General features: G+C 70.6%; 19 protein-coding genes. 10 read left to right on the forward strand and 9 right to left on the reverse strand.

Translation table 11 applies throughout. The features are described from left to right. Position 1 precedes the first annotated feature (1 nt). The gene (locus KUM49_RS04360) at positions 2 to 892 is read right to left on the reverse strand and encodes an NADP-dependent oxidoreductase (RefSeq protein WP_217235333.1); all 891 of its coding nucleotides are present in this window, start codon (positions 890 to 892) and stop codon (positions 2 to 4) included. A gap of 126 nt (positions 893 to 1,018) precedes the next feature. On the opposite strand from KUM49_RS04360, the gene KUM49_RS04365 reads away from it, so the two are divergent. Further along, positions 1,019 to 1,429 carry a helix-turn-helix domain-containing protein gene (locus tag KUM49_RS04365; RefSeq protein WP_217235334.1) on the forward strand — a complete coding sequence of 137 codons (411 nt, stop codon included), beginning with the start codon at positions 1,019 to 1,021 and terminating at the stop codon, positions 1,427 to 1,429. 133 nt (positions 1,430 to 1,562) lie between these two features. Here KUM49_RS04365 and KUM49_RS04370 read toward each other — a convergent pair whose 3' ends face one another. Continuing rightward, entirely contained in the window at positions 1,563 to 2,039 is a 477-nt protein-coding gene (locus KUM49_RS04370; protein WP_217235335.1) for a hypothetical protein, read from the reverse strand. 124 nt (positions 2,040 to 2,163) lie between these two features. On the opposite strand from KUM49_RS04370, the gene KUM49_RS04375 reads away from it, so the two are divergent. Beyond that, on the forward strand, positions 2,164 to 2,499 hold the full coding sequence (locus tag KUM49_RS04375) for a YnfA family protein (protein WP_217235336.1): 336 nt from the start codon (positions 2,164 to 2,166) through the stop codon (positions 2,497 to 2,499). A 22-nt stretch (positions 2,500 to 2,521) separates the two neighbouring features. Here KUM49_RS04375 and KUM49_RS04380 read toward each other — a convergent pair whose 3' ends face one another. Beyond that, positions 2,522 to 2,956 (reverse strand): ester cyclase, encoded by a 435-nt coding sequence (locus tag KUM49_RS04380; RefSeq protein WP_217235337.1) that lies wholly within the window; start codon positions 2,954 to 2,956, stop codon positions 2,522 to 2,524. 154 nt (positions 2,957 to 3,110) lie between these two features. Here KUM49_RS04380 and KUM49_RS04385 point away from each other — a divergent pair, with 154 nt between their 5' ends. Genes KUM49_RS04385 through KUM49_RS04390 form a run of 3 tightly spaced genes read left to right on the forward strand, consistent with a single transcriptional unit; the run spans position 3,111 to position 5,301 of the window. After that, complete coding sequence (locus KUM49_RS04385; RefSeq protein WP_217235338.1) at positions 3,111 to 3,887, forward strand: SDR family NAD(P)-dependent oxidoreductase; 777 nt, start codon at positions 3,111 to 3,113, stop codon at positions 3,885 to 3,887. Beyond that, complete coding sequence (locus KUM49_RS50610) at positions 3,791 to 4,006, forward strand: hypothetical protein (RefSeq protein ID WP_374200127.1); 216 nt, start codon at positions 3,791 to 3,793, stop codon at positions 4,004 to 4,006. The genes KUM49_RS04385 and KUM49_RS50610 overlap by 97 nt, the downstream gene beginning before the upstream one ends. Positions 4,007 to 4,044: 38 nt before the next feature. After that, positions 4,045 to 5,301 carry a GNAT family N-acetyltransferase gene (locus KUM49_RS04390; protein ID WP_217235339.1) on the forward strand — a complete coding sequence of 419 codons (1,257 nt, stop codon included), beginning with the start codon at positions 4,045 to 4,047 and terminating at the stop codon, positions 5,299 to 5,301. 43 nt (positions 5,302 to 5,344) lie between these two features. On the opposite strand, the gene KUM49_RS04395 is transcribed toward KUM49_RS04390, so the two are convergent. Beyond that, positions 5,345 to 6,538: an RtcB family protein gene (locus tag KUM49_RS04395; protein WP_217235340.1), complete on the reverse strand. Its 1,194-nt coding sequence runs from the start codon at positions 6,536 to 6,538 to the stop codon at positions 5,345 to 5,347. Positions 6,539 to 6,741: 203 nt separating this feature from the next. Here KUM49_RS04395 and KUM49_RS04400 point away from each other — a divergent pair, with 203 nt between their 5' ends. Then, positions 6,742 to 7,620 carry a DUF3558 domain-containing protein gene (locus tag KUM49_RS04400; protein WP_217235341.1) on the forward strand — a complete coding sequence of 293 codons (879 nt, stop codon included), beginning with the start codon at positions 6,742 to 6,744 and terminating at the stop codon, positions 7,618 to 7,620. A gap of 118 nt (positions 7,621 to 7,738) precedes the next feature. After that, positions 7,739 to 8,671: a DUF3558 family protein gene (locus KUM49_RS04405; RefSeq protein WP_217235342.1), complete on the forward strand. Its 933-nt coding sequence runs from the start codon at positions 7,739 to 7,741 to the stop codon at positions 8,669 to 8,671. Between the two features lie 64 nt (positions 8,672 to 8,735). Here the strand turns inward: KUM49_RS04405 and argG are convergent, their stop codons facing one another. After that, entirely contained in the window at positions 8,736 to 10,157 is a 1,422-nt protein-coding gene (gene argG / locus KUM49_RS04410; protein WP_217235343.1) for an argininosuccinate synthase, read from the reverse strand. A 111-nt stretch (positions 10,158 to 10,268) separates the two neighbouring features. Between argG and KUM49_RS04415 the strand changes: the two genes are divergently transcribed. Beyond that, positions 10,269 to 11,600, forward strand: coding sequence for a DUF2637 domain-containing protein (locus tag KUM49_RS04415; protein ID WP_217235344.1), 1,332 nt, complete (start codon positions 10,269 to 10,271; stop codon positions 11,598 to 11,600). 70 nt (positions 11,601 to 11,670) lie between these two features. On the opposite strand, the gene lysS is transcribed toward KUM49_RS04415, so the two are convergent. After that, positions 11,671 to 13,416, reverse strand: coding sequence for a lysine--tRNA ligase (lysS, locus tag KUM49_RS04420; protein WP_217235345.1), 1,746 nt, complete (start codon positions 13,414 to 13,416; stop codon positions 11,671 to 11,673). Between the two features lie 166 nt (positions 13,417 to 13,582). On the opposite strand from lysS, the gene argS reads away from it, so the two are divergent. Next, positions 13,583 to 15,352: an arginine--tRNA ligase gene (gene argS, locus KUM49_RS04425; protein ID WP_217235346.1), complete on the forward strand. Its 1,770-nt coding sequence runs from the start codon at positions 13,583 to 13,585 to the stop codon at positions 15,350 to 15,352. A 64-nt stretch (positions 15,353 to 15,416) separates the two neighbouring features. Continuing rightward, on the forward strand, positions 15,417 to 16,280 hold the full coding sequence (locus KUM49_RS04430; RefSeq protein ID WP_217235347.1) for a DUF4253 domain-containing protein: 864 nt from the start codon (positions 15,417 to 15,419) through the stop codon (positions 16,278 to 16,280). Between the two features lie 13 nt (positions 16,281 to 16,293). Here the strand turns inward: KUM49_RS04430 and KUM49_RS04435 are convergent, their stop codons facing one another. The 3 genes from KUM49_RS04435 to KUM49_RS04445 form a co-directional block, all read right to left on the reverse strand. Continuing rightward, positions 16,294 to 17,121, reverse strand: coding sequence for an arylamine N-acetyltransferase (locus KUM49_RS04435; protein WP_217235348.1), 828 nt, complete (start codon positions 17,119 to 17,121; stop codon positions 16,294 to 16,296). A 34-nt stretch (positions 17,122 to 17,155) separates the two neighbouring features. Beyond that, entirely contained in the window at positions 17,156 to 18,376 is a 1,221-nt protein-coding gene (locus tag KUM49_RS04440; protein ID WP_217235349.1) for a PLP-dependent aminotransferase family protein, read from the reverse strand. A 114-nt stretch (positions 18,377 to 18,490) separates the two neighbouring features. Next, positions 18,491 to 19,393 (reverse strand): SAM-dependent methyltransferase, encoded by a 903-nt coding sequence (locus tag KUM49_RS04445; protein ID WP_217235350.1) that lies wholly within the window; start codon positions 19,391 to 19,393, stop codon positions 18,491 to 18,493. Between the last annotated feature and the right edge of the window lie 150 nt (positions 19,394 to 19,543).

Below are 19,543 nucleotides of genomic sequence, written 5' to 3' on the forward strand. Positions count from 1 at the left end.
CTCAGGGGATGAGCACCAGCCGTCCCCGCACCCCGCCCTCCGCGAGCCGGGCGTGCGCCTTCGGGGCCTCGTCCAAGGCGTACGTCTCGGCCACCCGGAGGGTGAGCACCCCCTGATCCACCAGCGCGCCCAGCTCCGCGAGCCGGGGCCCGTCGGCGCTCACCTCCACCGCGCCGACCCGCACCCCCCGCACCGGAGCGGGAGCCGCCTTCGGGATGACGCCGGCGAAGGCGCCCCCGTCCCGCACCCACGCCAGGGCCCGCTCCCCGAGCACCGCCGCGTCCAGCACCGCGTCGACGCTGCCCGGCTCGACCGCCCCGGCGGTGAAGGACGAGGCACCCAGCGACCGTACGAGCTCCGCGTCCCCCTCACGGGCCAGCGCGGTGACGGACACCCCCCGGTGCGCGGCGAGCTGGACGGCGAACCCGCCGACCGCGCCCGCGGCCCCCGTCACCAGCAGCGACTGCCCGGACGTCAACTCCAGCAGATCCAGGGCCTGTACGGCGGTCAGCGCGTTCAACGGCAGGGTCGCCGCCGCCACCACGTCGACCGACCTCGGCGCGCGCGCCACCGCGTCCGTGTCCACGACGACGTACTCGGCGTGCGTACCCAGCGGCTCGACCACGCCGTAGTGGAGCGCCACCACCTCGTCACCGACGCTCCAGCCCCCGGCCGCGCCCACCGCGTCCACCGTCCCGGCCACGTCCCAGCCGAGCCCGAGCTGCTTGCCCGCGCCACCGAAGACCCCCGCCCGCACCCCGGCGTCCACCGGGTTCAGCGCGGCCGCCGCGACCTTGATCCGCACCTGCCGCGCCGCCGGTTCGGGCAGCTCGGTCTCCACGACCCGCACGACCTCGGGCCCGCCGAAAGCGGTCACCACCACTGCTCGCATGTCCGTCAACTCCGCATACGTCACTGCTTGCTCAGGTATCTCCTCAGCTGTCGGCAACCCTAGGAAGAGTTACTATCCATCGGGAAGTAGTTACCCAAGAGTGCGTACGTACCCCGGAGGTGAGCCATGGCGACCATGACAGCGGCCCAGCGGCGGAATCAGGCCCGCGCCGAGTACGACGCGTTCATCAAGGGCTGCCCCACCAACCAACTCCTGGACCGGCTCAGCGACAAATGGGTCAGCCTCGTCGTCGCCGCCCTCGTCCCCGGCCCCCAGCGCTACAGCGACCTCGGCCGCAAACTCGCCGGCGTCAGCCCCAAGATGCTCACGCAGACACTGCGTTCACTGGAACGCGACGGCATCCTCTCCCGCACGGTCACCCCGTCCGTCCCCGTCCGCGTCGACTACGAACTCACCGACCTGGGCCGCAGCCTGAGCCTGCTGCTGCTCGCGGTGAAGGACTGGGCGGAGACCCACATCGAGGAGGTCCGGGAGGCACGCGAGCAGTACGACGCCGAGGACGCGACGGCTTCCTGACGAGCCCTCACCCGGCTTCCGGGTCACCCCGTCCACCTCTCCTCAGCGCTGCGCAGAGATCGCCCGGCCGACCCGCCCGGGACGGGTGCGGCGCCGGCGCCTGTCCGGAGCACCGCTGCATGTCCGGAACTGATCAGAAGTGGTACTCGTCCCCCGTGTCCAGGACCAGCACCCGCCGCCGGTCGTTGTCGCGGTTACGGTCCACCGCCCCGCCGCTCCACACCGTGTCGATCTCCAGCAGCACCTCCGACGGCGCCCCCCGCAGCCAGACCCCCACCTCGATCCGCTCGCCCAGCCCGTCCGCGGCCAGCGCCCCGACGCGGCACAGCACCACCCGCAGCCCCGACCGCGCACACCCGTCCGGCAGCGTCTGCCGGAACGCCAACGGATGGGACCAGCGCAGCCGCACCGTCGCGTCCGGCACGGCGGACGGCCCGTGATTGCGCGGCGTGAACCCCACGTCGACCCGGCCGGAGGCCATCGCCGCGGACCCGTGATAGGCGAGATCGGCCTCGGGCCCCTCCGCGGCCGAGGCGACCGGAGCCACCCCGCCCACCGCCACCACCACGGCACCCCACACCGCAAGCCCCCGCAGAACCCGCTCCCGCATGCCACCACTCCTCAGTCCGCAGCCAGCCGTGGTCGTACGGGATGTATCCCACGCACGGCGCACCACAGGCGCAGCCCAACAGGTGACACCCGGCCGCCCGCACGCGCATGGCAGGCTGGCCCGCATGCTCGTCCTCCGCTCCGCCGCCCTCTTCGTCGTCGCCGCGCTCTTCGAGATCGGCGGCGCCTGGCTGGTCTGGCAGGGCGTGCGCGAGCACCGCGGGTGGCTGTGGATCGGCGCGGGCGTCCTGGCCCTCGGCGCCTACGGCTTCGTCGCCACGCTCCAGCCGGACGCCGACTTCGGCCGCATCCTCGCCGCGTACGGCGGTGTCTTCGTCGCCGGTTCCCTGGCCTGGGGCATGGCCGCGGACGGCTACCGCCCGGACCGCTGGGACGTCACGGGCGCGCTGATCTGCCTCGCGGGCATGGCGGTGATCATGTACGCCCCGCGCGGCAACTGAGGGATTGCGAGACGGGGACGGCTCAGGACGGCTCGTCGGACAGCAGACCCAGCTGCCCCAGGAAGTCCATCTCGTCGAAGTAGAGCCGGTAGTCGACGATCCGGCCGTCCGCCACGGTGGCGATGTCCACCCCGCGGATCCTGATCTCCTTCTGCGTCGGCGGCAGCGTCTCCCCGTTGGGAAGCTGCAGCGGCCCGGTGTTCCTCCCGCTGAAGAACCCCTCGTCGATGGCCGTGTCACCGACCTCGTACGAGTGCAGCGTCTCGTAGGTGGCCTCGGGGACCGCCTCCGTCATCTGCCGCCAGTACTCGACGATCTGGTCGCGCCCGCGGATCTCCCCCTCGTCGGGGGTGAAGGCGACCGCGTCGTCGGCATACAGCTCACCTATGACCTCGATGTCGTGGTGCGCGGTCAGCGCGTCCGTGAGCCGGTCCATGACCTCACGTGCCTGTCCCATTGATCCACCTCCGGTGAAACCAAAGGATCACCCACCTCATTCTCTCACCGCGCCCCCGCCCGAGCAGACCGGAGGACGAGACGCCCGACCGCCCGGGCACCGGGCCTGCCTATCCTGGCCGAACAGGTTTCTGACCACGCCCGAGGAGCAGCCCATGGCCACCGCCGCACCGTCCGCCGCCTCCCGCATCGCCGTCGTCACGGGTGCGAGCAGCGGAATCGGCGCCGCCACGGCACGCCGGCTCGCCGAGGCCGGCTACCGCGTCGTCCTGACCGCCCGCCGCAAGGACCGCATCGAGGCGCTGGCGGAGGAGATCAACGCGGCCGGCCACCAGGCGACCGCGTACGCCCTCGACGTCACCGACCGCGCCGCGGTGGACGAGTTCGCCACCGCGTTCCCCGCGATCGGCGTCCTGGTCAACAACGCGGGCGGGGCCCTCGGCGCCGACCCCGTGGCCACCGGCGACCCGGCCGACTGGCGCTCGATGTACGAGACGAACGTCATCGGCACCCTCAACCTCACCCAGGCCCTGCTCCCCAAGCTCGACGCGAGCGGTGACGGCACCGTCGTCGTCGTCTCCTCGACCGCCGGCCACGGCACCTACGAGGGCGGCGCGGGCTACGTCGCCGCCAAGCACGGCACCCACGTCCTCGCCGAGACCCTCCGCCTGGAGATCGTCGGCCGCCCGATCCGCGTCATCGAGATCGCCCCCGGCATGGTCAAGACGGACGAGTTCGCCCTCACCCGCTTCGCCGGCGACCAGGAGAAGGCGGAGAAGGTCTACCAAGGCGTGGCAGAGCCCCTCACCGCCGACGACGTGGCCGACACCATCGCCTGGGCGGTCACCCGCCCCAGCCACGTCAACATCGACCTCCTGATCGTCCGCCCGCGCGCCCAGGCGTCGAACACGAAGGTCCACCGGGAGTCGTGACGGCGGAGAAGGACCCCCACAACGAACGCCAGATGTGGTGGTGGCTCGCCTACTTCCTCTTCGGCATCCACATCGTGGCCTTCGTGATGATCTACGCGATGGCGCACGCGCCGAAATAGGAAGCACCCGGCGCGGGCGGGACATAGGGTCCGGGTCCGTGGACAGACACCTACCGTTCTCCCGGCTGCACAACTTCCGCGACCTGGGCGGCTACCCGACCCCGGACGGACTCCGCGTCCGTCCGGGCCGCCTCTACCGCGCCGACTCCCTCGGCAAGCTGAACACCGGCACCCCCGACTGGGACCGCTTCCTGTCCCTCGGCATCCGCACGGTCATCGACCTCCGCCACTCCTGGGAGGCCGACGCCAGTGGCCGCGTCCCGTCCCACCCCTCCTTCACGTACCACAACCTCAGCATCGAGCACCGCCCCTACGACCAGGCGGTCCAGACGCCGGACGTGGACCCCGCCCCCTACCTGGTGCAGCGCTACCTGGAGGTGGCGGAGGACGGCACGAAGGAGATCCGCAGGGCGCTGGAACTGATAGCGGAAGCGGACGCCCCCGTGGTCTTCCACTGCGCCTCGGGCAAGGACCGCACGGGCCAGCTGGCGGCCCTGGTCCTGGCCCTCCTGGGCATCCCGGACACGACCATCACGGAGGACTTCAGCCTCACGGAACTGGCGACACCGGCCCTGCTCGCCGACTGGAAGGCACGCCACAACGGCCGCACCCCGGCCTGGCCGGGCTTCGGCCGGGCTCCCGAGGCGGTGATGCGCCTGTTCCTCGCCTCGATGAGGTCCCGCTACGGCTCGGTCGAGGCGTACGTCACCCAGGCCCTGGGCATGGACGCGCGAGCCCTCTCGGACACCCTCCGCACGGCCCTCCTCGAACCGCTTCCCACCACCCACCCGACCCTGACCTACCGCAAGGCCACCCCGGCCGACGCGCAGCTCCTGGTCCGCCTGCGCGACACGTCGGCCCTGTGGCAACTGGCCCGCGGCATCCCCCAATGGCAGCCGGGCGAGAAGGACGAGACCCACTTCCGCACGTGCATGGAGACGGGCGAGGTCTGGCTGGCCCACGCGGCAGGAAGCCTGACCGGCGCGTGGGAACTCTGGTGGACCGACGAGGCCGCCTGGGGCACCCGCCCACCCGACGCGGGCTACATCCACCGACTCATGACCACCCCGCACACGTCCCCGCCCGGCACGGGCCGCCGCATGCTCGCAGAGGCGGAATCCCGCATCACGGCAACAGGCCGCCCCTACGCCCGCCTCGACTGCCTCACCTCCAACCCCCGCCTCCGCGCGTACTACGAGTCGGCCGGCTACACGGCCGTAGGAGAACAACGCGAAAAGAAGGGCGGACCGGGCACCCCGTACGCGGTGACACTGCTGGAGAAGCGGCTGCGGTGACGCGACGAGGGTCCGAGTCTCCTCGGGCCCTCCCGCCTGACCGTCAGCCCTTCACACACACGACCTGCTTCAGCTTCGCCACGACTTCGACAAGGTCCCGCTGCTGGTCGATGACCTGCTCGATCGGCTTGTAGGCTCCCGGGATCTCGTCCACGACGCCGGAGTCCTTACGGCACTCCACGCCCCGCGTCTGCTCCTCCAGGTCCTTCGTCGAGAAGCGACGCTTCGCCGCGGTCCGGCTCATGCGCCGACCGGCGCCGTGCGAGGCCGAGTTGAAGGACTTCTCGTTTCCGAGACCCTTCACGATGTACGAACCGGTTCCCATGGAACCGGGAATGATCCCGTACTCGCCGGAACCCGCGCGGATCGCGCCCTTGCGCGTGACGAGCAGGTCCATCCCCTCGTAGCGCTCCTCGGCGACATAGTTGTGGTGTGCGCTGATCTCCGGTTCGAAGACCGGCTTGGCCTTCTTGAACTCCTTACGGATCACGTCCTTGAGGAGCGCCATCATGATCGTCCGGTTGTATCTGGCGTACTCCTGCGCCCAGAACAGGTCGTTGCGGTACGCCGCCATCTGCGGGGTGTCCGCGATGAACACGGCGAGGTCGCGGTCGACCAGGCCCTGGTTGTGCGGGAGCTTCTGGGCGATGCCGATGTGGTGCTCGGCCAGTTCCTTGCCGATGTTGCGGGATCCGGAGTGGAGCATGAGCCAGACAGAACCGGTCGTATCCGTGCATATTTCGACGAAATGGTTGCCGGATCCGAGCGTTCCCATTTGTTTTCCAGCACGTTCGTGCCGGAATTTGACCGCTTCAGCCACTCCGTCAAACCGCCCCCAGAAGTCGTCCAACCCGCCGGTCGCGAACCCGTGCAGCCGACCCGGATCGACGGGACTGTCATGCATCCCCCGCCCCACCGGAATCGCCTGCTCGATCTTCGACCGCAGACGCGAGAGATCCCCCGGCAGATCGTTCTCCGTGAGGGACGTCTTGACGGCAGACATGCCGCACCCGATGTCCACTCCCACCGCCGCCGGACACACGGCCCCGCGCATCGCGATGACCGACCCGACCGTCGCACCCTTGCCGTAATGCACATCGGGCATGACCGCCAGGCCCTTGATCCACGGCAGCGTCGCCACGTTCCGCAACTGCTGCATCGCGCCGTCGTCGACCGCCGCCGGGTCGGCCCACATACGGATGGGCACCTTCGCGCCAGGCATTTCCACGTACGACATATCTTCCTCATTCCCCCGAAGTCACAACAGAAGTCTCACAACGCAAAAGCGGCGCCTAGGTCGACGTAAAGGACAACGGACCGGCGTCCACGGCCATGCGTGCGATACACATTGTCTGCAGGGCACGCCCCCGTGCGGCAAGCGATTAACCAGCGGGGACACTGAAGAACCCGGCACCAAGCCCCCTCGAGAGGAGCCTGACCGTGCAGCGGAAGGCGTACGTACCCGGCGTCGCCGCGCTCCTCGCGGCCCTGCTGGCCGGCTGCACCGGCAGCTCGGGAGACACCGGTACGACGGACGACGCGAACCCCGGCGAGGCCGGCACGGCATCCGCCGTGGCCGAGCCCGGCAGGTACCGCGTGCTCCCGGAACCCTGCGGCGCGGTCAGCCAGGGCACCCTCGACTCGCTCCTGCCCGGCATCCGACAGCTCGCCGACGAGGCGCAGCAGGAGATCGCGTACGCGGGCGAGGCCACGCCCACCTACGACACCGACCGCAAGGTCGGCTGCCGTTGGAAGGTGGAGTCCGCGGACGCCACCGACCACCTGCTCGTCGACTTCGAGCGGGTCGTCTCGTACGAAACCTCGGTGAGCGACGACACCCAGGCCCAGCAGCTCTTCGCGACGAAGGAGGAGGTGGCCGACCTCCCCGAGGCGGCGAGCCCCAGCGTGGCGTCCGACGTCGAAACAGGCGGGACAGGCGACACGAGCACCGCCACGCCGACGGACTCCGCCTCGGCGTCCCCCTCCCCTTCCTCCTCGGCCCCTTCCTCGGCCCCTTCCTCCTCGGCCCCTTCCGGCTCGGGCTCGCCCTCCTCCACGGTCTCCGCCACCCCGACCGACCTCCAGCCCCGTCTCCTCGACGAACTCGGCGACGAGGCGTTCCTGGACGACGCGTTGAGCAGTTCCGGTTCAACGGCCCAGCAGCGCACGGTGACTGTGGCGTTCCGCACGTCGAACGTCATCGTGACGATCGAGTACGTGGAGCAGCCGGCGACGATCGGCGTGGCCCCGGACAGCAAGGAAATGCAGGACAAGGCCAGGAAACTGGCCGTTCAGCTGGCGGACTCGCTGGCCGGCTGACGGCCCTTCACAGCCCTCTCACGCTCGCGCACAAAGCGGCCGAAGCGAGACCGCACATCTCCCTCACCGCGTACCGTGGCCCCTCGGACCAGATCCGACGGCAGGAACCACAAGCGTCATGAGTGAAGGAACCATGCAGCGACCAGCACAGGCAGAGCAGCGTGACGAGCGAGACCAGCGGGCGAAGCGCCTCCACCGCGTACTTGTCTGCGCGGCCGCAGTCCCCGTGATGCTGATCGCCGCCGGCTGCTCCTCGGACTCCGGCTCCGACGACACCGGCGGCAAGAGCGCGGACACCGCCGCGTCGGCTTCCGCGAGCCCCTCACCGACGGTGCAGGCGGCGGCGTACAAGTCGCTTCCGGAGCCGTGCGCGGTGTTCGGGAAGAAGACCTTGGGCGAACTGGTGCCGAAGGCGCCGAAGTCGGGCAAGCAGGGCACCTCGGACGACACGTCGGCGCGTGCCAGCTGCTCCTGGAGCAGCCTCGACAACAACGGCGTGAAGGGCTCCCAGTTCCGCTGGCTGAACGTCTCCCTGCTCCGCTTCGAGTCGGACGTCTCGCGCGGTGCGGGTGCCGATCAGGCGCAGACGTACTACGAGAAGCAGCTCCAGGACGCACAGGCGGTGGAGGGCGCGAAGAGCGTCAAGTCGCAGCCGGTGAGCGGCACGGGTGACGCGGCGACGACGGTGACGTACGACCTGAAGAAGAAGGAGGGCTCCTTCAGGCAGCAGACGGTCGTCACGCGCGTCGAGAACGTCGTCATCACGCTCGACTACAACGGCGCGGGCCTGGCCGGGGAGAAGACCCCGAGCGCGGCCTCCCTGACGAAGCTCGCCCAGAAGGCCGCCAAGGAGGCGGTGGCGGCGGTGTCGTCGGCGAACGGCGAGGGATCCGGGTCGGGGTCCGGGTCCGGATCGGAGGGCTCGGGTTCGACGAGCCCCTCGCCGTCCACGTCGGCGTCGAAGTCCGCGTCGAAGTCCGCGTCTCCGTCGGCGTCCGAGTCCGCGTCGAAGCCGGCCTCTGCGTCCGCCTCGGCCGCGAAGAAGGACTGACGGACCTCACTCGGTGCCCCCGCTGTAGCCGGTGTGCCGCGCCCGGGTCGGGCACGGACGCAGGTCAGTCCGTACCCGACTCGATCGCCGCCTGGTCGAGCGCGTCGGAGTCCACCGGCACGGCACCTTCGTAGCTGCCCGCCGCGATGGCCTCCGCGCCGCCCGGGGGCAGCTCGCCGATGAGCCCGCCCCAGGCCGCGAGCTGGCCCTGCGCGGCGTACTGCTCGAGCTTGCTGCGCGAGTCGGCGATGTCGAGGTTGCGCATGGTCAGCTGGCCGATGCGGTCGTCCGGGGCGAACGCCGGGTCGTGGCTGCGCTCCATGGACAGCTTCTCGGGGTGGTAGCTGAGGTAGGGGCCCTGGGTGTCGAGGAGCGAGTAGTCCTGGCCGCGGCGCAGCCGCACGGTGACGCTGCCGGTGACGGGGTTGCCGACCCAGCGCTGCAGGCCCTCGCGGAGCATGAGCGCCTGCGGGTCGAACCAGCGGCCCTCGTAGAGCAGCCGCCCGAGCCGACGGCCCTCGCCGTGGTACATGGCGACGGTGTCCTCGTTGTGGATGGCGTTGAGCAGCCGCTCGTAGGCCAGGTGCAGCAGTGCCATGCCGGGGGCCTCGTAGATGCCGCGGCTCTTGGCCTCGATGATGCGGTTCTCGATCTGGTCCGACATGCCGAGGCCGTGCCGGCCGCCGATGAGGTTGGCCTCCTGCACCAGTTCGACGGCGGTGGGGAAGGCGCGCCCGTTGATCCGCACGGGGCGGCCCTGCTCGAACTCGACGGTGACGTCCTCGGCCGGGATGTCGACCTCGGGGTCCCAGAAGGGGACACCCATGATCGGGGACACGATCTCGAGCGAGGTGTCGAGGTGCTCCAGGCGCTTGGCCTCGTGGGTGGCGCCCCAGATGTTCGCGTCGGTGGAGTACGCCTTCTCGGCGGAGTCCCGGTAGGGCAGGTCGCGCTGCGTCAGCCAGGCGGACATCTCGTGCCGGCCGCCGAGCTCGGCCACGAAGGCCTGGTCGAGCCAGGGCTTGTAGATCCGCAGGCTGGGGTTGGCGAGCAGGCCGTAGCGGTAGAACCGCTCGATGTCGTTGCCCTTGTAGGTGGACCCGTCGCCCCAGATGGAGACGTCGTCCTCGCGCATCGCGCGGACCAGCAGGGTGCCGGTGACCGCGCGGCCGAGGGGGGTCGTGTTGAAGTACGTCTGCCCGGCCGACCGAATGTGGAAGGCACCGCACGCGAGGGCGGCCAGGCCTTCCTCGACGAGGGGCTCACGGCAGTCGACGAGCCGGGCCTGTTCGGCTCCGTAGGTGCGCCCGCGCTCGGGCACATCGGCCAGATCCGGTTCGTCGTACTGCCCGATGTCGGCTGTATAGGCATAAGGGATGGCGCCACGCTCACGCATCCACGCCACGGCTACGGAGGTGTCCAAACCGCCGGAGAACGCGATTCCGATCCGCTCTCCGATTGGAAGTTTATTCAGTACCTTCGACATGTATGCATCCTAGACCCGAAGGAGAGCGGCCGATTCCTACCGGCCACGCGTACGAAGCACATCTGTGCCACCCTGTTGCGCGCAACAACACGCATCGGGAGGGGAGTACGGGTGGCCGCGCCACTGCAGCTGACACGGATGCACCGGATTCTGATCGGCGTGGTCGTCGCCGGTGCGGTCGTCATCGCCGGAATCGGCTTCGCCGGCTCGTACGCCGCCGTCCGTGAACTCGCTCTCCAGAAGGGCTTCGGGAACTTCAGTTACGTGTTCCCGATCGGCATCGACGCAGGCATCTGCGTCCTGCTCTCCCTCGACCTGCTCCTGACCTGGGTCCGGATCCCGTTCCCCCTGCTGCGCCAGACGGCGTGGCTGCTGACGGCGGCGACGATCGCCTTCAACGGCGCGGCGGCCTGGCCCGACCCGCTGGCCGTGGGCATGCACGGGGTGATCCCCATCCTGTTCGTGGTCTGCGTCGAGGCGGCCCGGCACGCGATCGGCCGCATGGCCGACATCACGGCCGACAAGCACATGGAGGGAGTCCGCCTCACCCGCTGGATCCTGTCCCCCCTCCCCACGTTCCTTCTGTGGCGGCGCATGAAGCTGTGGGAGCTGCGCTCCTACGAACAGGTCATCAAGCTCGAACAGGAGCGCCTCGTCTACCAGGCCCGCCTGCGCTCCCGCTTCGGCCGCGCCTGGCGCCGCAAGGCCCCGGTGGAGTCCCTGATGCCGCTGAGGCTGGCGAGGTACGGCGTCCCGCTGGCCCGCACCGCGCCGGCGGGCCTGGCAGCCGCGGGCATCGAGCCGGCGCTCCTGCCCCCGGCCCCGCGGCAGGAGGACGGGGACACGGCGCCGAACGCCAAGGCTGTCCCGTCGGCCGCCGCGGTGACACCTCCCGCCGAGCAGCGCCTGGAGCTCGACACCACCCCGAACGGGCCGAAGGCGCCGGACGCGCCGGAAGCGCCCGCGGAGGAGGAGAGCCCTTGGTTCAGGCCTCCGCAACAAGTCGACTACCAGGGCGGCTACGACCCCGCCTATGACCCGCCGGAGCAGTACGAGCAGTGGTACGAGGAGCAGCAGCACGCCGAGCAGTACCTGGAGCCCCCGCACCAGGAGACCCAGTACCAGGAGACCCAGTACCAGGAGCCCCTGCGTGAGCCCTCCGGGGAGGAGACCGGCAGCTTCCCCATCCCGGTGAGCCCCGGCCGCACCCGCGAGCTGGGCGAGGGCGGCGGCACACCGGTCACCGAGCCGGACGAAGAGTCGTACTACCAGATATTCAAGCAGTCGTCGATGAGTGGCAGCGGTTACCCGACGCCGAGCCAGTTCAGCTACGACGTGGAAGCGACCTACGGCTCCCCCATCCCGGACTCCGAGGCCAAGCGCATGGTCATGCGCTTCCAGAACCGTCACGCGGCGGAACTGGAGGAGGACCACATCGCCTGACCCACCCGGGTACGGCGGAGGGGGCGCCCGGTGCCGACACCGGGCGCCCCCTCCGTCGTGGAACCCTGGCCTACTCCCCGAGCAGAACCCGCACCCGCTCCTGCCCGACCGCCAGCAGCAGCGTGGGCAGCCGCGGACCGGTGTCGCGCCCGACGAGCAGGTGGTACAGCAGGGCGAAGAAGGTCCGCTGGGCGGTCTTGATCTCCGCGGGCAGCTCCTTGGGCGTCGCGTCCGCCGCGAAGCCGGCCTGCACCTTGGGCACGCCGTACACGAGGTGGGTCAGCCCGTCCAGGGACCAGTGCGAGGCCAGCCCGTCGAGGAGCAGCCGCAGTGACCCCTGCGCCTGCTCGTCGAGGGACTTCAGCAGCTCGGCGTCGGGTTCGTCGCGCACGATGGTCCGCTGGTCGGCGGGCACCTGCGTGTTGATCCACGCCTCGGCCTTGTCGTACCGCGGGCGGGCCTCGTCGAGGGATCCGAGCGGGTTCGACGGGTCGAGCTCGGACAGGATCCGCAGGGCCTGGTCCTCGTGCCCGGCGGTGATGTCGGCGACGGAGGCCAGCGTCCGGTACGGCAGCGGCCGGGGCGTCCTCGGCAGCTCACCGCCCGCGGTTCCCACGGCACGCGCGTGCGCGGCCACGTCACCGGGCAGGGCGGACCGGTCCGCGACCTTCGCGTCCAGCTTGTCCCACTCGTCGTAGAGCCGCTGGATCTCCTGGTCGAAGGCGATCTTGAAGGACTGGTTGGGCCGGCGCCGGGCGTACAGCCACCGCAGGAGCTGCGGCTCCATGATCTTCAGGGCGTCACCGGGGGTGGGCACACCGCCCTTCGACGAGGACATCTTCGCCATCCCGCTGATGCCGACGAAGGCGTACATCGGCCCGATCGGCTGCTTCCCGCCGAAGATCCCGACGATCTGCCCGCCGACCTGGAAGGACGATCCGGGGGACGAGTGGTCGACGCCGCTCGGCTCGAAGATCACGCCCTCGTACGCCCACCGCATCGGCCAGTCGACCTTCCAGACCAGCTTGCCGCGGTTGAACTCGTTCAGCCGGACGGTCTCGGAGAAGCCGCAGGCGGTGCAGGCGTACGTCAGCTCGGTGCTGTCGTCGTCGTAGGCGGTGACGGTGGTGAGGTCCTTCTCGCAGTTGCCGCAGTAGGGCTTGTACGGGAAGTACCCGGCCGACCCGGAGCTGCCGTCGTCCTCGCCTGCCGCCCCCGACCCCTCGGCGGCCTCCAGCTCGGCCTCGTCGAGAGGCTTCTGCGACGGCTTCTTCCCGGGGGCCTTCTTGGTCCGGTACTGGTCGAGGATCGCGTCGATGTCCCCGCGGTGCCTGATCGCGTGCAGGATCTGCTCGCGGTAGACGCCGGAGGTGTACTGCGCGGTCTGGCTGATCCCGTCGAACTCGACGCCCAGCTCGGCCAGCGACTCGACCATCGCGGCCTTGAAGTGCTCGGCCCAGTTCGGGTGCGACGAGCCCTTCGGCGCGGGCACGGAGGTCAGCGGCTTGCCGATGTGCTCCTCCCAGGCCTTCTTGTCGACCCCGGCGACGCCTTCTGGCACCTTGCGGTACCGGTCGTAGTCGTCCCAGGAGATCAGGTGGCGCACCTGCCGGCCCCGCCGCCGGATCTCGTCGGCGACGAGGTGCGGGGTCATCACCTCGCGGAGGTTCCCCAGGTGGATGGGTCCGGAAGGCGAGAGCCCGGACGCGACGACGACCGGTTTGCCCGGGGCCCGACGCTCCGACTCCTCGATGACCTCATCCGCGAAACGGGAGACCCAGTCGGTGGTCTCGGTGCTCTGAGCCACGATCGGCACGTCCTCTTTTTGATGGTTCCTGAAGGTTTCACACGAGCAGCCGGTACGGCCGCACGGCTGACGATCCATTCTCCCAGACCACCTCGCGCCCAGGAAAACCGCTTTACGCCCCGTGGGATACTGGGCGGGCCCACCTATTCCCACGAGGAGAACGGCACCCACTCCTATGGCCCCGGTCACGTCCCTCACCGCTTCCGTCAACCAGCGCCTCGCGTCCGCCCTCTCGGCTGCTCTGCCGGAGGCCGGCTCCGCCGACCCGCTGCTGCGCCGAAGCGACCGGGCGGACTTCCAGGCCAACGGGATCCTGGCCCTCGCGAAGAAGGCGAAGGCGAACCCGCGGGAGCTGGCGACGCAGGTCGTCTCCCAGGTGGTCACCGGTGACGTGATCAAGGACATCGAGGTCTCCGGCCCCGGCTTCCTGAACATCACGCTCACGGACGGCGCGATCACCGAGAACCTGGCCGCGCGGCACGCGGATGCCGACCGCCTCGGGGTCCCCTTCGCCGAGAACCCGGGCACGACGGTCATCGACTACGCCCAGCCGAACGTGGCGAAGGAGATGCACGTCGGCCACCTGCGTTCCGCGGTGATCGGCGACGCGGCGGTCAGCCTCCTGGAGTTCGCCGGCGAGACGGTGGTCCGCAGGCACCACATCGGCGACTGGGGCACGCAGTTCGGCATGCTCATCCAGTATCTGGACGAGCACCCGCACGAGCTGGACCACAAGGACACCCAGGTGTCGGGCGAGGAGGCGATGTCGAACCTCGACCGCCTCTACAAGGCGGCTCGCAAGCACTTCGACTCCGACGAGGAGTTCAAGACCCGGGCCCGCCGCAGGGTGGTCGACCTCCAGGCCGGCGACCCGCACACGCTCGCCACCTGGCAGAAGTTCGTGGACGAGTCGAAGATCTACTTCTTCTCCGTCTTCGAGAAGCTGGACATGGAGGTCCGGGACCCGGACATCGTCGGCGAGTCCGGCTACAACGACATGCTCGCGGAGACCTGCCGCCTCCTGGAGGACTCAGGTGTGGCGGTCCGCTCCGAGGGCGCCCTCTGTGTCTTCTTCGACGACGTCCTGGGCCCGGACGGCAACCCGGTCCCGCTGATCGTCAAGAAGTCGGACGGCGGCTACGGCTACGCGGCGACCGACCTCTCGGCGATCCGCGACCGCGTCTTCAACCTGAAGGCGGACACGCTCGTCTACGTCGTCGACGCCCGCCAGTCCCTCCACTTCAAGATGGTCTTCGAGACCGCCCGGAGGGCCGGCTGGCTGGGCGAGGACGTCAAGGCGGTCCAGCTCGCCTTCGGCACGGTCCTCGGCAAGGACGGCAAGCCGTTCAAGACGCGTGAGGGCGAGACGGTGAAGCTGGTCGACCTCCTGGACGAGGCGGTCGAGCGGGCGACGGCCGTCGTCCGCGAGAAGGCCGAGAAGGTGGGCCTGAGCGAGCGGGAGATCGTCGAGAACGGCAGGTACGTCGGCATCGGCGCCGTGAAGTACGCGGACCTGTCCACCTCCGCCGTACGGGACTACAAGTTCGACCTGGACCAGATGGTGTCGCTGAACGGCGACACGTCCGTGTACCTCCAGTACGCGTACGCCCGTATCCAGTCGATCCTCCGCAAGGCCGGCGAGGCCCGCCCCGCCGCGCACCCGGAGCTCGAACTGGCCCCGGCGGAGCGCGCACTGGGGCTGCACCTGGACCAGTTCGGCGAGACGGTCCTGGACGTGGCGGCGGCGTACGAGCCGCACAAGCTGGCCTCGTACCTGTACCAGCTGGCGTCGCTGCTGACGACGTTCTACGACCAGTGCCAGGTGCTGTCGGCCGACAACGCCCCGGAGGTCGTCGAGAACCGCCTGCTCCTGGTGGACCTCACGGCCCGCACCCTCCACCAGGGCATGGCCCTCCTGGGCATCAGGACGCCCGAGCGCCTCTGACCTCCCGTCACCGGCGGACAGGCGGGGGCAGCCGCTGTCAGTGGCTGCCCCTACAGTCACCGGCATGGCGACACTTCCCAACCCCCTGCCGCGACTTGCGACGCTCGGCCTGCGACTCCCGCCCGGAAGCCTGGTCGACGAGACGTCCGACGGCCCCTGGCACGAACCCCTGCTGTGGTACGCCGAGCAGCCCCCGTCCCCCGGCGACTGGGCGGCCCTGGCACCGCCCGCCGCCCGGCACGGGCTGCTTCCCGTACTCGTGGACACCTACGGCGCCGACGGCGGCGGCCCGGAGGGCTGGGCACTGGACCCCGAGCTGATGTCGTACCCCGGGGACCACGACGCCGAGGAGGTCCTGGCGGAGTTCTGGGAGGAACACACGGCGGACGATCAACCCCCGCCCGAAACCGAAGCGGCCGAAGCCACCGAAGCCACCGAGCAAGCCTCCCCCTCCCACGACGACCCGCTCGCCCCCTTCGGCCCGGCCTGGCCCGGCCTCGCCCCCGCGGGCCGGGAGGAAGCCGACCCGGACGTGCGGGCGGCCGAGGTCGCCGACTCGGTGCGCGGCGGCCGGGGCTCCGCGTTCCACCACCCGCGGCTCGCCCTGGTCCCGGCCCGCCGCTCCGCCGACATACCGGCGGCGATCGGCTGGACCGGCCCGCTCAACCACGAGAACGACGTGGCGCGGCTCTGCGCGGTCCTGCGTTCCTGGGAGGACCGCTTCGGCATACGGGTCGTGGCGCTGACCTCCGACACGCTGGTCGTCTCCGTAGCCGCCCCGCCCAGCACTCCCGCCGAGGCCGAGGCGGTCGCCGCCGAGCACGTCGCCTTCTGCCCGGACACCCTCATGCAGGGCGACCTCGACGACCTGCGCACCTACGCGAAGGAGCTGATCGGCGAACCCGCCTGGTCCTTCTGGTGGGACTGACCTGGCCCGCCTCTCACGGCAGCAGGGTCGCCCCCTCCGGAGCCACGATCCCGAACTCGTCCTCCAGAACCCGACGCGCCTGTGCCTCGTCCGTCAACTCCCGCTGCCTGACCGTGCCGTCGGCCTTCGTCTCGGTGAACACGCGGCCGACGAGGACGAAGTGCCGTCCGGGGGCGACCCGCTGCACGAAAAGGCGCTGGGTGAAGGGCGAGCGCGGGTTCGTCGCGATGTGCCAGTTGATGACCTCGAAGTCGGGCTTCTCGAACGGCTCCAGGGTGAACGCGTACTGCGCCTCCCACTGGCCGCCCCCCTTCTCCGGCGCGTACGCCTCGAGCACCCACATCTGCGACGGCCCTCGATGCTCCGGCGCGTGCACCAGCCGGTGGCGCCGCTCCGCGTCCCGGAACTCGGTGTCGGCCACCAGCGGCACCGGCTCCAGCAACGACCCGAGGGCCCCGAAGCCGACGTCGGCCAGATACGGCCCGGGTTCGCCCGGCACCTCGACGAGCAGGGCCATGTGCGTGCGCGGCCGGCTCTCGATGCGGTCCGCGCCCACGACGACGCGGGCGGTCAGCCGGGTCACGCCGAAGCCCAGCGCCTCCAGGACCAGCGAGAACAGCGAGTTGTGCTCGTAGCAGTAGCCGCCGCGCCGGCTGTCGACCAGCTTGGCCACGAGGTCGACGGGGTCCAGGGAGGGAGCCCGGCGGCGCAGGGCATCCAGGTTCTCGAAGGGGATGGCCCGCGTGTGCGCGAGATGCACGCCCTTCAGCGTCGCCACATCGGCCCGCCGCTCCCCTTCCCAGCCGATCCTCTCGAAGTACTTCTCCACGACATCCGACATTGACCGCACCATAAGCAGACCACCGGCACGGAACTCAAAGAATTTCCGACCCCGCCTCGCGCAGCCCGGCTCCCAGCCGCCGCAGCCCCTCCCCGATCTCCTCCGGCGTCTGCGTCACGAAGCACAGCCGCAGCGTCGACCGATCCGGCTCACCGGCATAGAAGGGCGCCCCCGGCACATAGGCGACGTCGTGCCGCACCACCCGCGCCAGCAGCTCGGTCGTGTCGTACGAAGCCGGCAGCCGGGCCCAGAGGAACATCCCGCCCTCCGGCCGGCTCCAGGCCGACCCCTCCGGCAGCGCGTCCCCGAGCCCCGCGAGCATGGCGTCCCGGCGTTCCCGGTACACCCCGGCGACCCGCCGGACATGCGCGTCCAGGTCCCGGTGAGCCACGTACCGTGCCGCGGCGAGCTGGTTGACGGTCGGCGTGTGCAGATCGGCGGCCTGCTTGGCGACCACGCACGCCCGCCGCAGCTCACCGGGGGCCCGCAGCCACCCCAGCCGCAGCCCCGGCGCCATCACCTTGGAGAAGGAGCCGAGCAGGACCGTACGGTCCTCCGCCCCCGGGTACGTGGCGATCCACGGCACCCGCTCGCCCTCGAACCGCAGCTCCCCGTACGGGTCGTCCTCGACGATCCACAGCCCCCGCCGGGCGGCCACGGCGGCGACCGCAGCCCGGCGCGCGGCCGGCAGCGTACGGCCCGTCGGGTTCTGGAACGTCGGCACGGTGTACAGCAGCTGGGGCCGCTCCCGCACCACCAGCTCCTCCAGCGCCGCCGGGTCCAGCCCGTCCCCGTCCCCCGGCACGGCCAGCACCCGCGCCCCGGCGAAGCCGAAGGCCTGAAGTGCCGCCAGGTAACAGGGACTTTCGACGAGAACCGTGTCCCCGGGCTCCACCAGCGCGGTCGCGAGCAGGGACAGAGCCTGCTGCGACCCCGTGGTGACCAGGACGTCGTCGGCCTCGGTCGGCAGCCCCCGCACCGACATCCGTGCCGCCAGCGCGCCCCGCAGCCCCGGCTCGCCCTCGGTGGTGGAGTACTGCAACGCCCGCGCGGGCGCCTCCGCGAGGACGGCCCGGTACGCCTCCGCGATGCCTTCCGCGTCGAACAGCTCCGGCGCCGGCAGCCCGCCCGCGAAGTTGATCACCTCGGGGCGGGCGGTGACGGCGAGGATGTCCCGCACGGCCGAGCCGCCGACCGCCCGGGTCCGAGCGGCGAGCGGCGGCACGGGCGCGGTTTCCACCTCGGTGACGGTCATGGCGGCGACTCCTTCGACTACGGCGGACGAACGGCAACGCATGCCACGGCACCCTAGAGACATACATGCCGTCTACAAGCAGGTTTCCGCGATACGGACGGAACCAGCCCCCCGTCAGGCCTTCGTCCCCACCGCCGCGTACACGTTGATGTCCGCGTCCGTCACGTCGTTGATGTCGGCGTACCGCACCTTCTCGATGTCGTCGAGCCCCGCCAGGTACGACGCCTCCGGCTGCTCCGGCACCGGCGCCGCGCCGTCCGCCCGCCACCGGTGGGCCGGTACGACACCCGGCTCGACCAGCTCCAGTGAACTCTCGGCGAAGAACCGCTCGACCTCACCCTTCGTCCGCAGCACGAAGGTGAACCCGCGCTCGGTGTACGTCCGTTGCACCGCCCGGATGTTCTCGGCGTTGAGGTCCTCGGTGAGATGGCTGAGGACCAGCCGGCTCCCGGAGGGCAGCGCGTCGACGAGTCCGCGCACGATCGGGTACGCCTCCTCGTCCTCGACGAAGTGCAGGATCGCCACCAGGCACAGAGCGATCGGCTGGTCGAAGTCCAGCGTCTTCGCGGCCTGTTCGAGGATCTGCGCCGGGTCCTTGAAGTCGGCGTCGATGTAGTCCGTACGCCCGTCGGGCCCGCTCGTCAGCAGGGCACGCGCGTGCGCGAGCACGACCGGATCGTTGTCGACGTACACGACCCGGGAGTCCGGCGCGGTGCGCTGGGCGATCTGATGGACGTTCTCCGCGGTGGGCAGGCCGGTGCCGATGTCGAGGAACTGCCGGATGCCGTCCTCCCCGGCGAGCGTGTTCACGGCCCGGCGCAGGAAGTCACGGTTGTGGCGCACGTCGAGGTAGCCGCGCGGGTTGGCGGCGAGCGCCGCGGCGGCCGCCTCACGGTCGACGGGGTAGTTGTCCTTGCCGCCGAGGAAGACGTCGTAGACACGGGCCGGGTGCGCCCTGGTGGTGTCGATCCTCCTTCTCAGCTCGGCGGGATCCAGGCTGAGGGCGTCACCGGACATCGGCGTCTCCTCGAAGAGTCGGCGGAAGAGAGTCAACAACCTAACTCCCGGCGGTACTTGATGGTGCCCGCCACCGCATTTCCCCGGTCCCCGCCCTACGGCGTCCCGCACGGCGTCCCACGATCACGACATCCCCGCAGGTCATCCGGC

The organism is Streptomyces sp. AC555_RSS877 (genome assembly GCF_019049245.1).
In the GTDB taxonomy this organism is placed as follows: Bacteria; Actinomycetota; Actinomycetes; order Streptomycetales; family Streptomycetaceae; genus Streptomyces.

Coding starts and splice junctions, on each gene's coding strand:
- KUM49_RS04380 (WP_217235337.1), bottom strand. CDS start 2,956: ATGGGACAGGCACGTGAGGTCATGGACCGGCTCACGGACGCGCTGACC.
- KUM49_RS04445 (WP_217235350.1), bottom strand. CDS start 19,393: ATGTCCGGTGACGCCCTCAGCCTGGATCCCGCCGAGCTGAGAAGGAGG.
- KUM49_RS04405 (WP_217235342.1), top strand. CDS start 7,739: ATGAGTGAAGGAACCATGCAGCGACCAGCACAGGCAGAGCAGCGTGAC.
- KUM49_RS04360 (WP_217235333.1), bottom strand. CDS start 892: ATGCGAGCAGTGGTGGTGACCGCTTTCGGCGGGCCCGAGGTCGTGCGG.
- KUM49_RS04440 (WP_217235349.1), bottom strand. CDS start 18,376: ATGACCGTCACCGAGGTGGAAACCGCGCCCGTGCCGCCGCTCGCCGCT.
- KUM49_RS04395 (WP_217235340.1), bottom strand. CDS start 6,538: ATGTCGTACGTGGAAATGCCTGGCGCGAAGGTGCCCATCCGTATGTGG.
- KUM49_RS04375 (WP_217235336.1), top strand. CDS start 2,164: ATGCTCGTCCTCCGCTCCGCCGCCCTCTTCGTCGTCGCCGCGCTCTTC.
- KUM49_RS04435 (WP_217235348.1), bottom strand. CDS start 17,121: ATGTCGGATGTCGTGGAGAAGTACTTCGAGAGGATCGGCTGGGAAGGG.
- argS (WP_217235346.1), top strand. CDS start 13,583: ATGGCCCCGGTCACGTCCCTCACCGCTTCCGTCAACCAGCGCCTCGCG.
- KUM49_RS04385 (WP_217235338.1), top strand. CDS start 3,111: ATGGCCACCGCCGCACCGTCCGCCGCCTCCCGCATCGCCGTCGTCACG.
- KUM49_RS04365 (WP_217235334.1), top strand. CDS start 1,019: ATGGCGACCATGACAGCGGCCCAGCGGCGGAATCAGGCCCGCGCCGAG.
- KUM49_RS04430 (WP_217235347.1), top strand. CDS start 15,417: ATGGCGACACTTCCCAACCCCCTGCCGCGACTTGCGACGCTCGGCCTG.
- KUM49_RS04370 (WP_217235335.1), bottom strand. CDS start 2,039: ATGCGGGAGCGGGTTCTGCGGGGGCTTGCGGTGTGGGGTGCCGTGGTG.
- argG (WP_217235343.1), bottom strand. CDS start 10,157: ATGTCGAAGGTACTGAATAAACTTCCAATCGGAGAGCGGATCGGAATC.